The organism is Diplocloster agilis (genome assembly GCF_019042275.1).
Classification (GTDB): domain Bacteria; phylum Bacillota; class Clostridia; order Lachnospirales; family Lachnospiraceae; genus Diplocloster; species Diplocloster agilis.
The window spans coordinates 78866-93558 of record NZ_JAHQCW010000024.1 but is presented as its reverse complement, the minus strand read 5'-3'; the positions used below and the strand labels follow the sequence as shown (position 1 = coordinate 93558).

The 14693-nt window shown below is 50.3% G+C and carries 13 protein-coding genes; 10 read left to right on the top strand and 3 right to left on the bottom strand.

The features are described from left to right. Window positions 1–424 precede the first annotated feature (424 nt). The 10 genes from KTH89_RS14560 (at window position 425) to KTH89_RS14515 (ending at window position 11750) form a co-directional block, all read left to right on the top strand. On the top strand, window positions 425–1078 hold the full coding sequence (locus KTH89_RS14560; protein WP_238722192.1) for a response regulator transcription factor: 654 nt from the start codon (window positions 425–427) through the stop codon (window positions 1076–1078). An 18-nt stretch (window positions 1079–1096) separates the two neighbouring features. Then, on the top strand, window positions 1097–2551 hold the full coding sequence (locus KTH89_RS14555) for a sensor histidine kinase (protein WP_238722191.1): 1455 nt from the start codon (window positions 1097–1099) through the stop codon (window positions 2549–2551). Then, the gene (locus KTH89_RS14550) at window positions 2541–3287 is read left to right on the top strand and encodes a hypothetical protein (RefSeq protein WP_158348308.1); all 747 of its coding nucleotides are present in this window, start codon (window positions 2541–2543) and stop codon (window positions 3285–3287) included. The genes KTH89_RS14555 and KTH89_RS14550 overlap by 11 nt, the downstream gene beginning before the upstream one ends. Window positions 3288–3347: 60 nt before the next feature. Then, window positions 3348–4754 carry a hypothetical protein gene (locus KTH89_RS14545; RefSeq protein ID WP_238722190.1) on the top strand — a complete coding sequence of 469 codons (1407 nt, stop codon included), beginning with the start codon at window positions 3348–3350 and terminating at the stop codon, window positions 4752–4754. A gap of 10 nt (window positions 4755–4764) precedes the next feature. After that, on the top strand, window positions 4765–5337 hold the full coding sequence (locus tag KTH89_RS14540) for an ABC transporter ATP-binding protein (protein WP_238722189.1): 573 nt from the start codon (window positions 4765–4767) through the stop codon (window positions 5335–5337). Between the two features lie 32 nt (window positions 5338–5369). Continuing rightward, window positions 5370–5627 carry a hypothetical protein gene (locus KTH89_RS14535; protein WP_238722188.1) on the top strand — a complete coding sequence of 86 codons (258 nt, stop codon included), beginning with the start codon at window positions 5370–5372 and terminating at the stop codon, window positions 5625–5627. 8 nt (window positions 5628–5635) lie between these two features. Continuing rightward, window positions 5636–8128, top strand: a complete 2493-nt coding sequence (locus KTH89_RS14530; protein ID WP_238722187.1) for a hypothetical protein — start codon at window positions 5636–5638, stop codon at window positions 8126–8128. Window positions 8129–8385: 257 nt separating this feature from the next. Further along, on the top strand, window positions 8386–9387 hold the full coding sequence (locus tag KTH89_RS14525; protein WP_238722186.1) for a LacI family DNA-binding transcriptional regulator: 1002 nt from the start codon (window positions 8386–8388) through the stop codon (window positions 9385–9387). Window positions 9388–9471: 84 nt separating this feature from the next. Further along, entirely contained in the window at window positions 9472–10857 is a 1386-nt protein-coding gene (locus tag KTH89_RS14520; protein WP_238722185.1) for a family 4 glycosyl hydrolase, read from the top strand. Beyond that, window positions 10857–11750, top strand: a complete 894-nt coding sequence (locus tag KTH89_RS14515; protein ID WP_158348319.1) for a carbohydrate kinase family protein — start codon at window positions 10857–10859, stop codon at window positions 11748–11750. Before KTH89_RS14520 ends, KTH89_RS14515 begins: the two co-directional genes overlap by 1 nt. 22 nt (window positions 11751–11772) lie before the next feature. Here KTH89_RS14515 and KTH89_RS14510 read toward each other — a convergent pair whose 3' ends face one another. From KTH89_RS14510 to KTH89_RS14500, 3 genes are all read right to left on the bottom strand, one after another. Continuing rightward, window positions 11773–12756 (bottom strand): Gfo/Idh/MocA family protein, encoded by a 984-nt coding sequence (locus KTH89_RS14510; RefSeq protein WP_158348321.1) that lies wholly within the window; start codon window positions 12754–12756, stop codon window positions 11773–11775. Between the two features lie 35 nt (window positions 12757–12791). Beyond that, the gene (locus KTH89_RS14505; protein ID WP_238722184.1) at window positions 12792–13706 is read right to left on the bottom strand and encodes an RpnC/YadD family protein; all 915 of its coding nucleotides are present in this window, start codon (window positions 13704–13706) and stop codon (window positions 12792–12794) included. Between the two features lie 353 nt (window positions 13707–14059). Further along, window positions 14060–14692 (bottom strand): bifunctional 4-hydroxy-2-oxoglutarate aldolase/2-dehydro-3-deoxy-phosphogluconate aldolase, encoded by a 633-nt coding sequence (locus KTH89_RS14500; protein WP_238722183.1) that lies wholly within the window; start codon window positions 14690–14692, stop codon window positions 14060–14062. Window position 14693: the final 1 nt, after the last annotated feature.

Sequence of the window (14693 nt, the reverse complement as noted above, 5' to 3'; positions counted from 1 at the left end):
AAGTCCGCCGTGCATCCTGAACCCGGCTTTCCGATTTCACTAAGCGTATTCACAGCCGCCCTATGCGCCCCCAGGGAGATACAAAAGAACCCGGCCGCCTGGAGCGTCCCGCGGATAGCGCCCGCAGTTCCAAGCTCTAAGCAGCGGGCATCCGGAGCCCCCGGGAAGACACTACAGATCCCCGGAACCGGAAGCCTCCCTGGAAACCGTCCGCCGGCCCCGGCTTCCATGTCCCCTGCTTTGGTGATGGCAAATTGCTTTAGGCGGACTTTTTGATGCAGAAATGATGCAATTATGATGTATAATCGTTGAAATATTAGGGATTGGTGAGTGATGGAGATTGAGCAGGAGTCAGAGTTTTGGTAAGAGATGAAGGTTTGATACAGCATAAAATTTAGTTTGAGAGATAGGAACGGGGATGGATATGAATCATATTTTGGTTGTGGATGATGAAAAGGCGATTGTTGATTTGGTTGTCTTGAACCTGGAAATGTCCGGGTATGAGTGCGATTTCGCGCTGGATGGGGAGGACGCGATCCGTAAGATTGACGCGGGGGCTTATGATCTGGTTTTATTGGATATTATGCTGCCGAAGATAGATGGGGTGGAATTGATGAATTATATCCGGTTTCTGGATATTCCGGTGATTTTTCTTACGGCGAAATCAGCGGTAAAGGACCGGGTGGCGGGGCTGAAGCTTGGGGCACAGGATTATTTGACGAAACCGTTTGAGATCATCGAGCTGCTGGCCCGGGTGGAGACGGTGCTGCGCAGGTGCCGGAAAATCGGACAGATTTACCGTATGTTCGATATCGAACTGGATATGACGGCGCATACGGTAAAAAAGGCGGGGAAGTGTGTTGATTTGACGATAAAGGAGTATAGTATTTTGCTGCTGTTTCTTCAGAATCCGGGTACCGCTCTGTACCGGGAAACGATCTATGAACGGGTATGGGGCGGCAGTTATCTGGGGGATAGCCGTACGGTGGATCTGCATGTGCAAAGGCTTCGAAAGAAGATTGGGTGGGAAGAGCGGATCGCCGCGGTGTATAAGGTGGGTTACCGGCTGGATGTATGAGAAAAGCGGAGGTCTTAGATGAAATTTTCATGGAAAATTTTTCTGACAACGATATTGATTGTCTGCTGTACTTTTTCCATTGGCGGTATGATTCTGATGTCGTCCTGGCTGCAGCAGTTTTTGGAGCGGGAGATTCAGTTCGCGGAGAGTCAGAATATGATGCTGAATGGAGCGCTGCGGACAGCTTCCCGGCTTCTGCCTCCGGAGGATTATCGGGATATCCATGCGGTGGCTGAACGCGTGCTGTCTTCTGTCCTGGATAAAAGCAGGGAACAGGTTCCGGTACAGGTGGCGGATGAGGAGGAAAGGTCCCTGTATCAGACTCCGGCGTTTGCCGGTTATGAGTCCGCTTTTCAGGACGTGTCCGAGCAGCAGTCGGGTTATGTTATTCTCAGTGAGGACGGGGGGTACCGGATTCATTTTATAAGTCACTGGAAATTGGGAAGTGGGGTCTATACGCTTGAGACGGTGAGGGATATCACCGGAGTTTTTGAGACGAGAGATGCGCAGTACCGGCTGTTCATCAGGCTGACGGTGGGGATGACCTGTATTACGGGGGTGTTGGTGCTTCTGCTCTCAAAGTGGCTGACGAAACCGATTCGGAGTTTGTCCAGGGCCGCCAGGAAGATGGCAAAGGGTGATTATGGGGTTAGGGCTCTGGGAAAGGGACAGGATGAAGTAGGTATGCTGGCGGAGGATTTTAACCGGATGGCGGAAGCTTTGGAGCACAAAATGGATCAGCTGAAAGAGGCGCTGCGCCGGCAGGAGGAATTCTCGGGAAGCTTCGCTCATGAGGTGAAGACGCCGCTTACTTCTATTATGGGGTACGCGGATATGCTGCGGTCACGGGAATTGCCGCAGGAGATAAGGCTTCAGGCCGCCGACACGATATTTCGGGAGAGCAGGCGTCTGGAGGCGCTTTCGTTTAAATTGCTGGATCTGATGGTATTGAAAAATAGAGAGTTGGCTATGGAGAGCGTCGGTGCAAAGACGTTTTTGGAGGAGATTTCCTCGTTTATACGGCCGTCTTTGGAACAAAGGGGCATCGGGTTGTCCGCTGATATCGAGGATGCCGGTATTTGTATCGATGTGGTGCTTTTCCGAACCTTGATACTGAATCTTCTGGAAAATGCGGGACAGGCGTTTGGGGAGTCCGGGACAGACGATCCGGGAGGGAAGCCTGCAGGAGGAGAGCGGTTCATCCGGCTGGTGGGACGTTATCATCAGGAGCGGTATCGAATCACAGTATCAGATAACGGGAAAGGGATGCGGCCGGAGGAACTGGCCAGGATTACAGAGGCGTTTTACCGGGTGGATAAAGCAAGGGCAAGGACCAGCGGCGGAGCCGGCCTGGGCCTTGCGATCTGCAGCCTTATCGTGGAGGCCCATCGGGGGACCTTGTCTTTTGAGAGCGAGGCTGGGCGGGGAACAGATGTGACGGTCAGTATCGGAGGTGGGAAGGATGAGGAGTAGATGGAAATATACGGCGGTTACCGTGATTGCGTTTGGATGGATCGTCTTAAGTATCTTTGCGCCCTATCAGTTTCAAATGTATAGGGACAGCCAGATTCTGGGGAAACCCCATCTTCAGGATCATCCGGTTGATGAAACAGAAGAGGAATTGCCGGTTCTAACCATTCTGGATAAATTAAAACTGCTGTCCAGCGAGAAAATCACGGGCGTATCCACAGGCAACCAATATTCCGGTGAGAGTATTCTCACCCAGTGTTCTTCTGAACTGCAGGAGCTTTTCCACAGAGGCGTGCTGACGGCGGACCCGTCCGGAGCGCAGTGGGAGCAGAGGACCGGCAGCGCCGCTCTGGTGATGAGTTCTTATGATGACAGCCGGGCGATGATCCTGTGGACGGTTGTCCTGTCTTCGGATAACGGCTATCTTAAGTGCGGGATTGACGATGAGACAGGCAGGATTCTCTACCTTTATACGGCGGATTACAATGGGGATAAGGAAACGCTTACGTCCGACAAGGTACTGGCGTTTGCCGGTTATCTGGGAGTGGAGTCCGGGGAAAATACCGGGATGGCTGCCCTGGCTGCCACGTTTATGGAGATACTGGAGCCCAGGGATTCAATATTGAAAGACTATCCATACGTCTTTCAACAAGGAGAGTCCGCTGTCCTATATTACGCCGCCGAGACGGAATACGGTTTTTATCTCGGGCATGACGTGACGGAGATGGTTTACCCTTGATGGGAAAATGATGCAAACCTCTGATAGTATGTAAAAAATTAAAAAACGGAGGTAGCAAGAATGAATAAAAAAGCAAGCGGTAAAAACGAAAGGAGCCGAGGATTCACAAATCGATCAGCAGATCAATGGATCAATCAAGTAAATAAATATACAAGAAAATTTACAAAAGTAAAATTAAGGATATTGGCAGCCATGGCGTTCTGTCTAATTGTGGCTGCGGCAGGCTGCGGCAAGGACAGCCCGGCCGTGCCGGAGAACCAAAATCAGGAGGAAGCTCTTACATCCGGTACTCCCGCCACCCGCTCCGCAGACCCGGAGACAGACGCTTCCTTTATGGAATTTCAGAAACCCTTCCATATGTCCCAGGAAGATACGTTTAACCGCGGATGTGCTTCTGAGAAGGGCTATTATTTCATGGGGAACGGTTACCTGTATTTTGTGGATAAAGAAACCATGCAATCCACGATTCTGTGCGGTAAGCCGGAATGTTCGCACCAGGACCAGAACTGTAACGCTTATCTGGGGAACATAAGCCATATCACCTATTATGACGGAAAGCTATACTATGCCGCCGGACAGGAGCAGGGAATACCGGGGGTGGATGAAGGGGTATGGAACCTCTATGCCATGAACGCCGATGGTACCCAGAAGACAAAAGTTATGACCCTGAGGGCGCAGAATGAAGGATTCTATTCCAATCCGACGCAGTTCGTCATCCATAAAGGACAGGTTTTGTTCCTGTCTGATCGGGAAAATATCCTTTGCGCGCCGCTGGGAGGAGAGCTTAAGGACGCCAAGGTGGCCAAAACAAATGATATAGAACTCGACTATGAGGCGGTGTCTGACTCGCTGGAGTTGTGGTATTTGTGGGCGGATCAGGATAAATTCTATTGCTTTGGCAACCCCAAATCGAAGCAGTTCCGGGATACTTTGTACGAATACGATCCCGGGACCGAAGCGTTAACGGAGGTCTGGACGGTTCCCGAATCCGCTGAAACAGGGAAATGGGATACCAGTGATGTTTCGGTCAACGGCTGGTACATAGATCAGGGGATTTTGTATTATTTTCTGTCCGGAAACGGCCTGTACCAGTACAATCTTTCCACCAAAGAGACGCAGAAGATTGCTGCAACCGATGATCCCAGTCATACCGGTACTGCCGAGTTTGACGGAGAAATGGCATATATCAATAACAGGGATAAGGATACGGTCTATGTGTATACGCGCAAGGGTGAGTACCTGGGTGAATATGGTTACAGAGAGTATGCAAGTCTTGGGAACGGGCAGGAGGAAGGAAGCGGGAACGGCCGGATCATAGGAAGTGACGCGGATATGGTTTTCCTGTGTGCGGAAAATTTAACGAGTATGACGCAGGATGGTTTCAGCTTGGGTTATACATATTATTATCTTCCGAAATCGGAGATCCGGTCCGGGACAGGTGAATTCAAGCCTCTGGCCTTTCCGTGAGGAGGAAGATATGCAGCTGGAAATCAGGAATCTGAAGAAACGGTATGGGAAGCAGTGGGCGCTGAACGGGCTTACCATCACTTTTACCCCCGGCGTCTACGGAATTCTGGGCTCAAACGGCGCCGGCAAAAGCACGATGATGAACCTGCTGACGGACAATCTGAAACGTGACGGCGGCGAGATCCTGCTCGACGGGAAAGACATTCTGAAACTTGGCCGGGACTACCGGAAAAGATTGGGATACATGCCGCAGCAGCAGGGGTTTTATGAGCAGATGACGGCGGATACGTTTCTGTTTTATATGGCGCGGCTAAAAGGGTTGAAGAGAAAGCAGGCCGCGGCTGAGATAGATCAGCTCCTTCAGGTCACCGGCCTGGCCGGGGAACGTCATAAAAAGCTGGGCGGATATTCCGGCGGCATGAGACAGCGCGTGCTGTTAGCCCAGGCGATGCTGGGAAACCCGGGGATATTGATCCTGGATGAGCCGACTGCGGGACTGGACCCAAGGAGCGCATCCGCATCCGGAATTTTATCTCATCCCTCTCCCGGGACCGGATTATTCTGCTGGCGACCCACATTGTAAGTGATATTGAATCTATCTCGGACCGGATCATTATGATGAAAAAGGGTAAGCTGATCGGAACCGGCACATCAGGGGAACTAATGCGGCGGGTGGCGGATAAAGTGAGAGAAATGCCCTGTGAGCCGGAGGAGCTTCCCGCTATGCAGCGGAAATACAGGGTGGGAAATGTATTTCAAAGGGACGGGAAAACCTGGATTCGGATGGTGGGTGATGAGCTGCCCCAAGAAGGCAGTTTTGTTACGGACCATCTGAGCCTGGAAGATGTGTATCTGTATTATCTCGGAGAGTAGGTGGGGAGATGAGAGAGTATTTGCGCATTTTCACAAACCGCCGCCTCTGGCTGGGATTTGGCATCATTTTGGTTTTTAATATGTTCTTCTTCTGGCAGGCGCAAAAGGATGGGAACTACGGAATGAACCTGAGTGCTAATTTTTCCGATTCGGCGGATCTGTCTTTTGGACTAAACGGAGAGATTATCGATCAGACTATGGACGCGGACCCGGTCAGATGCCATCGGATCTACCGGAATCTGCTGAGAAAATATCAGAGTATGGACACCCTGACGGCCCAGGCGGAACTTGAGCAGATGAAACAGGAGTTAGGCCTTTTGACGGAGATATACATCATTGTGCAAAATCAGGATCAGTATTACTACGAGGATCAATATGAAAAATATCGGTTAAAGTATGCGCCCTACATCAAAAAATTCCAGCAGGGTATATGGACGAGGGAGGATGTCAAATCGCTGACCGTAGCCGTGGATGCGCTGCTGGCCCAGCTGTCCTATCTGAACGGTTATGAAGAATACCTGGACGGGATCAGGGAAAATAAAGACAGGCTGCTGGCATTTTCTGTCTTTAACGATACGGATGGGTTTTCGGGGAGAAATATTATCCGGACGGCCGGGGATTTTGAGAAGCTTGCAGGAATTTCGCTGAGCCTGGGCGCGGACGGTGCGGTGAATGCCTTTCTGGATTTCCCTTTGACGGATTATCTTCTTTTATTGACCCTGATCATGGTCTGCTTAAGCTTCCTGGAGGAGAGGGAGAAGGGACTGTGGTGCATCGTGCACGCGGCGCCTTCAGGCCGTATCCGGCTGGCGGCCTTAAGAACCGGCATATTATTCTGCGTGTCGGCCGGCGCATCGATTTTGCTGTACGGTTCAGATCTGTATATGGGATTAGCCATCTATGGGGGAGGGATCGGGCTTGGCCGTGCCGCACAGTCTGTGGAACTTTTGGGGAAGCTGCCGCAGGTGTGTACGGTGGGGGGATTCCTGGCACAGTATTTTATGATGCGGATAGTGAGCGCTTTTGTTCTGGCCATGTTATTGTGGCTGCTGCTCAGCGCGGTCCATGATGTAAAACTTACGATTGCCGTACTGGCGTTTTTCCTTAGTGTGGAGTATGTGCTGTATCGGTTTTTGCCGGTTCAGAATCTGTTCGGTATCTTAAAATACTTTAATATTTTCACCTATATCCACCTGTCGGATCTGTATACGAACTACCTGAACGCGGATCTCTTCGGATATCCGGCGGGCATCCGCCGTATTTCCCAGGCGGCGCTGCTGCCTTTGGGACTGGCCTGCGTGGTATGGTGCGCCGTCCTTTCGTGCATACAGAAGCCGGCCGGCGGGAAAAGCGGACTGGTACGGCTCGCCTGGCTGTGGAATTCGGTAAAAGACCGGATGCTCCGGCGTTTGGGATTGTTTGGTATGGAATTTTATAAGCTTTTGTTTCTTCAGAGGGGAATCGTGACCGCGGCCTTGTTTGTATATGCCGCTCTCGGTCTTACGTTTGCCGTACCTGTTCAGGATTCTACTATGCCCATGGTACTGACCCGGGAATATCTGATGCAATGGGAAGGAGAGTTGAATGAGGAGACACAAAAGCAGATCGCTTCGGTCCAAAAGGAGATCGACATGGCGGCGGATGACTTGAAACGGGCGCAGCGGCAGTATGACAGCGGTGAGATCGATTATACACAGCTGGATGGCTGTATCCGGGAAAATGAAGCGGCGGGCATAAAGCAGCAGGCGCTGCAGAGAGTACAGAGCCGTGTCAATGAATTACAGATTCTGTCGGCTGAAAAAGGAGAGAAGCTTTGGCTGCTGGATGAATCGGCCTATGAGAGTATCTATGGGGAAGCGGCGGGTGAACAAAGACAGAGAGCGGCTCTTGTAGGACTACTGGCGGTCATTCTGCTTTTGGCCGGCTGCTTCGCTTATGAGACCAAATCCGGAATGAACCGGGTAGCGCGCACGGCAGTGAACGGCAGGGGAAAATGGGTGTTGACCAAACTTTCTATGGCTCTGCTGGTGACTACGGCTGTATGGGGACTGATCTATGGCAGGGAGGTGTATACAATGATAAATACCTGCCGGACCGGCACTCTGAGGGCGCCGGTGCAGAGCCTGGCGATGCTGACAGATTTTCCGGTTCCATGCAGTATCGGAACTTTCCTGATGCTGCTCTACGGATACCGGTGGCTTATGCTGGTCTGCAGCGCTTTTCTGGTTTTGTGTTTATCCTTCCGTATGAAACGGATGGAATCGGCGTATCTGGCCGGCGTCGGCGTGCTGCTGCCTTCCCTTCTCTATCATTATATTGGAATAGTACCGTTTCGGTTTCTGTCGCTGTCGGTACCGGTGACGGCGATGGATCTGCTGCTTCCCGGAAACGGATCGGTCCGGGGCGCATGCGCAGCGGGGGGCCTGATGATGGTTGTGGGTATCGGTTCTTTGTGTCTGATGCGTAAAACGGTATCATGTGGGAACAGATCGGAAAAATAGCCTGCTCAACGCGAAGACTGGGAATTATTTTTAGTTTATTTCAAAAAAGCCCCGAGCTACATGAGGGCTTTTTTGAATGTCCCGGACTTTTTTTGATGAAAATTGTGAAACAACTATGAAACAAATGAAACAATATTGACGAAGAAATCACAGGATATTATGATAAAAACAAGGACATAAGTAAACAGGATAAGCGGAATATGTAAGAACCTGGCTATAATAATGCAGTACATTCCTACAGAAAAGTGGTGGTGAAAGTGTCGGCAACCATACGTGAGATTGCGAAACAGGCGGGGGTCTCTCCGGCAACGGTTTCAAGGTATATATCAGGGAACAGTATCGTCAGTGACGAGAAGGCGGAGAAAATCGAGCGGGCAATGAAAATGCTGGATTATACTCCGATCCCCGGGAAACGGCAGAAGGACAAGGGGGTAATCGCCGTATTTCTGCCCAATCTCCGGCAGGGCTATTTTACGGAAGTGTTAAAAGAGCTGATTGAGCAAGTCCCCAGGTATCATTACCGGGTAATCATTATTCCAACGTTTCCGGGAGATGAAAGTTATAAGATGCTTTTTAAAGAGATTTTCATCACCGGTGTCATCTATCTGGACGAGGAAGTGGATCAGGCCATTTTAAACTATGTCGGCGCCAAGAATATCAAAAGCGTTATGCTGGGGGGAGCCACCTCGGACAGCCGCTGTGAGATGATTCGGATCAACGATCTGTCGGCCGGTTATGACGTGACCCGTTATCTTCTGGAACGTGGTCATGAACAGATTTTATTTCTTGCCCACCGTTCTCAGAGCATTGGGTCCGGTTATCAGCGGCTGATGGGATGCCGGAGGGCTTTGGAGGAATATGGCATCGTGTTTGACGAATCCCGGGTGGAATATGGCAGCCCAACCTACGAGAATGGATATCGGCTGACCGGTATGAGAATTGAGAGCGGTCTGGATTTTACGGCAGTCCTCGCATTCAGCGATGAGATGGCTCTGGGAGCCATAGCGGCTCTGGCCGATCACGGGTATCAGGTGCCGGAGGATATCTCGGTTCTGGGATTTGACGGGATCAGCATCTCTCAGCGTGTGATCCCCAGACTGACCACGGTCTGGCAGCCAATCGCTCAGTTTGTGACGAAAATCCTGGATGCTTTTCAGAATCCCGAAGAAAGATTTCCCAATATGGAAATCGTGCTTCCCTACACGATCCTGGAGGGCGGAACCTGTATTCCCAGAGATAAAGGGCAGAAAAAGGATTGAGTGATGCAGATTTAAGGTAGTTAGAATAGTATAATAAGACGCAGTTCATGTTAAGACATAGTTCCTGCGCGATAGGAGGAGAAAATGAGAGAACAGGCAGAAAGAAAACTTACAGTTGTAGGCGGAGGAGGGGTCCGCTCCATGTTTTTGGCGAAGAGCCTGGTATCCTGTGCCCGCAGATTGGGATTTAGCCGGATCGTTTTTATGGATAACGACGAACAAAAGCTGGCTGTTTATGGAAAAATGGCCCAGCAGGCAGCCAGGAGGCTGGACCCGGAAGTGGAATTTTCACTGACAACCGATCCGGTGGAAGCGGTCCGGGATGCGGACTACCTGATTACCACGATACGGGCAGGAGGAGATGAGATGCGTGTCCGGGATGAGCGGATCGCACTGTCTCACGGTATTCTGGGTCAGGAAACGACCGGGGCCGCGGGATTTTCCTTTGCCATGCGCTCCATACCGGCTCTGGTAAAATACTGTGAGCTTGCGAGAGAGTACGCGTCCCCCCGTGTAAAAATCTTTAATTTTACAAATCCGGCCGGAGTGGTGTCACAGACGCTTCGTGACATGGGGTACGATTTTACATTTGGAATCTGTGACGCTCCCAGTGAGTTACTGCGCTCTCTGGCAGATCTGTACGGGGTAAAGCCGGAAGAGGTGACCGGAGACTGCTACGGATTGAATCATCTGTCCTTTTTCCCGAGCATTCAAGTTAAGGGACGGGAAGTAATGCCCGGTCTGCTTGGCCGGGATGAGATCTACCGTTCGACGCAGATGCGTTTTTTTGACAAAGAGCTGGCCGCACATTTTGGCTGTGTTTTGAACGAATATCTGTATTACTATTATTACCGGCAGGAGGCTGTGGAACATATCCTGAACGCAGGAGTCACAAGAGGAGAGGTGATCCGGGATGTGAACCGCCAGATGACCGAAGAACTGTCCGGTATGGATATAGAACATGATTTTGACGCCTGCCTGCGCGTGTTTGAAAAATGGCACGGAATAAGAGAGACGGCCTATATGGCCAATGAAACCGGCGTATCGGGCAATACCAAACCTTTTCATTTTGATCTGTATGCCCCCGACCACGGAGGATACGCGGGGGTGGCTCTGACTTATATCGAATCGGAGATCACAGGAAAAGAGACGCAGATGATTATGTGTGTGCCGAACCAGGGAGCGATTCCCGGACTTCTGGATACGGATGTGGCGGAAGTCACGTGTACGATCCGAAACGGTGATTATATCCCGCATCAGATCAGACAGCCCGGAGTCATGCAGATGGAACTGATCCGTCAGGTGAAATGTTATGAGAGGCTGGCTTCGGAGGCCATCCGGCAGAAGAGTATCGCTCGGGCGGTGGACTGCCTGTGTGTACATCCGCTGATAAATTCTTACTCCCTGGCCAGGACATTGGTTCAGGAGTATCTGGAAGCGAACCATGAATATACAGAGGGGTGGAAATAATGAAATTCGCAGGAGGAGCGGGTTACCTGAATGTGGATCTTCTTTTTACAGGGCTTCAGCATCTGCCGGAAGAGGGAAAGGAAATCTATTCCCGGGAATTTGATACCCAGATCGGCGGCGGGGTTCCCGCCACAATGATTAACATGGCCAGACTGGGCGTTCCCGTTAAGCTTTTGACTTTTCTGGGCAGGGATTTCTTTTCGGATTTTGCAAGAAGAGAGCTGGAACGCTTCCATATCGATTATAAGAATCTGTATTCCGGGGAGGAGATGCCGGTTACGGTATCCGTAGCGATGGTGACGGATAGGGACAGAAGCTTTCTGTCCTACCGGAACCAGAAAACGGTCACTCCACAGCTGGAAGAAAAAATATACCGGGAACTCAAAGGGGCCAGAGTGGTGGATATGCAGGAGGATTTTCTGCAGGTTTATCAAAGGCTGAAAAGAGAGGGGACGATTCTCGTCCTGGACACGGGATGGTCGGAAGAATTGTCTGTTGAAAATTACCGCCCTTATCTGGAGACGGCCGATTACTATACGCCGAATCGGAAGGAGGCGCTTCAGATCACCGGGACCGGGAATCTTCAGGATGCCGCGGAGGTGTTGGGCAGATTCTTTGAACAGGTGATCATAAAGCTGGATGAAGACGGCTGCATGATAAAGGACCGGGACGGAACCAGGATCATACCGCCGCTTCCCGGAGTTCATCCGGTCGATGCAACAGGGGCCGGCGATGCATTTTTAAGCGGGTTCCTGTTCGGGTTGTACGAAGGCTATCCGCTGGAGGACTGCGTTCTGTTCGGGAACATCACCGGCGGGACCTGTGTCCAGTCGGTGGGCTGCCTTTCCGGTTACGTGAACCGGGAGGAATTGCTTCGGATAGCGGGGAAATGATTCTGGTAACGATTCCTGATTGCTAACGGTCTGCCGGAAAAACCAACCCGGTCTGTCTGCGGGCCTCGTCCATAATCTGCATTTCCATACCGGTAACTCTGAGACATTCCTCACAGCCTGCCAGATCCTTTCCGTTTATCATTTCCGCAAAGCGGATGGCCTCATACAGCATGTTGTTGGAATCCTTCCGAAGCGGAAGGCGCTTCTGTTCGCCGTTTCTTAAGACCAGACCGATGTCGTGGATGTTGGGAAGCTCCAGGAACGTAAGCGCGCCCTTTTCCCCCATGATCTGGCTTGGAACGAAGCTGTCGCATATTTTCGAATAGACCAGCTGTACCTGAAAACCGTCATAATGGGCCAGGATCGTCCCGGCGCCGTCGATGTCATTTGGCAGGAAAACGGCATCCGCCTGTATTTTTTTCGGCATACCGAAGAGCTTCGCCATCAGATGCACGCAGTAAACGCCGATATCCATCAAAGAACCATTGGACAGCTCCGGCCGGAACGCGTTTTCGATGATACCGTTTTTGTAGTTGTCATAACGGGAAGAATACTGACAATACTGAAAAGTCGCCTGGCGGATCTGTCCGATGTCGTCCAAATGCGCCGCCAATAGATCGAAGGCCGGATCTATCACACAACGCATGGCTTCCAGCAGGATCACATGATTCTGCCGGGCGGTCTCGGCCATCCTGTTAAATTCGGCAAAATTGGATGCGGCGGGTTTTTCCACCATCACATGCTTGCCGGCCTGCATCAGCGTGACCGCCTGTTCGCAGTGACAGTAATTCGGGCTGGCGATGTAGACCGCGTCGATCTCAGGGTCGGAAGCTAAGGCCTCCAGCCGGTCGTAGAATTTCACCGCTCCGAATTCTGTTCCGAATTCGACCGCCTTTTCCATGGTGCGGGAATAGACGCCGGTTAACTGAAGCAGTTCCGTCTTTTGCACGGCGTCCAGAAAACGCCGTGTTATTTTATTGGTGCCGATAATTGCCAAACGTATCATAAATATTCCTCCGTAGTTGTCATTTATTGTAGATGTCAGCGTGTCTGTGTTAGACCGGCCAATTCTCTGAATTCCTGCAGCGAAGACGCTTTTGCGGCTGCCTTCATCCATTTGTTCAAAAGTTCGGTGTCCTTTTCTGCTCTGATTCGGCGTTCCAACATTTTTGGTATTTTGTAATCCGACAGCAGTATAAAGATACTTTCTATTCGCCCTTTTAATTCGCCATCCTCTTCTGCTTCTCTGCGGTTCACTGCAATATCCATCTCACGGCTGTATTCCGTCATCAGCATATTTTCCACCTCCGAACCATGCTGTTCCAGATAATCTTTTAAGACATTGTTTTCCTTACTTTTTATTATAGCCTGACGGATCGCTTCCTGCAACGGCAAACTCTGCCGATAGTTACGGACCAGATCTACGAAATAACTGTATTCTTTCAATATCGGGCATTTATCAAGAAATTCCATATTTTCCTTATAATTAATATTTATGATTCTGACCTGGAAGTCCAACAGGGGAGTTTCCGACGGGATCTGATAAGCATCGGAGAGTCTCATGATACATTCCGGAGGCATTTCTTCCAGCCCATTATAAAAAACTACGAAGTTCGGGTTTGGAAGGGGAATTAACCTTGTGGAATAGATGCCCATACCTTTTGTTAATTTTTCATATAACCTGGCGATGTACAAAAGGCCCCGAAGCGGCATGTTGGGATTCATACTGCTCTGATGTTCATATAAGGATAATTCTTCATGAAATGCGAAGGACAGGTCATTTTTCATGTTCATAAAGAGGACATTTTCCAGGGTGTTCACATCGATATCCTCCGGATTCTCATAATGGGTACCCCGAACGGCATTATACAATTGTAACAACCGGTTCTTGTCGGAAAACAGATGGATAAACATTCTGTCCTTATAGGCGGTGACCGGTAAGGGATTCTCGGACATATTTTTTCTCCTGTATAAATGATGATTTTATCAAGAAGGGTTACGTGAAAGTGATATCAATGAGTGATGAGATTGGGGAATCAGAGCAAGGCGAGAACTGCCCTGCATCATAAAAGATGTTTGTATCTAACATAATGCAGATTTTAAAGAAATAAATCAATAGATAAAATATAAATTATTCTAAATTATTTATAAACTTCGGATAAGAATCGTTATACCCCTGCCAAATAAAATGACAGGAAGCCCCTATCCACGAGGTGCTTCCTGAATTCTATCATGTATCCGATGCAGTGCTGAGGAAATTTGAATAGCAGGGGACCGGCACACGAATTCTATGATACTTGTTTTTGCTATTACTGTTGTACCAATTCCACAAAAGTCCTGGCCCTGTGTGTGATGGATTCAAAATCATGGGCAGCCGCCAGTTTTTTGTTGACCAGTTCACCGCCGATTCCAAAACAGCAAACGCCATTTTCCAGAAAGGCTGTCAGATTATCGGCGGAGATTCCGCCCACGGCCATAATATCCAGTTCACTCATAGGCCCCAGGAGATTGCGGACATAATCGGTCCCCAGTGAGGCGGCGGGGAAGAGCTTGATGATATCCGCTCCGGCCTTCCAGGCCGTCTGGGCTTCTGTGGGAGTCATAATGCCCGGAACAGCCACCCGGGAATAGCTGTGGCATACCTCAATTACCTCCAAGTCCAGGACCGGGGATAAAATAAAGTCGGCGCCGGCAAATACCGCGTTTACCGCAGAAGGTTTATCCATAACGGTACCGGCTCCCACCAGCATTCGGGAACCATAAGCTTCCTTGGCCTGCTGGATCATCTGCAGGGCGCCGGGTGTATTCAGCGTTATTTCCACACAGCGGATACCGCCCCGGCAGAGGGCATCCATCACCGGTATCAGACTGTCTTTTGGAATACCCCGCACAATGGATACGATTTTATGATTTATGATCTGCTGTTTTATCTCTGCGTTCATT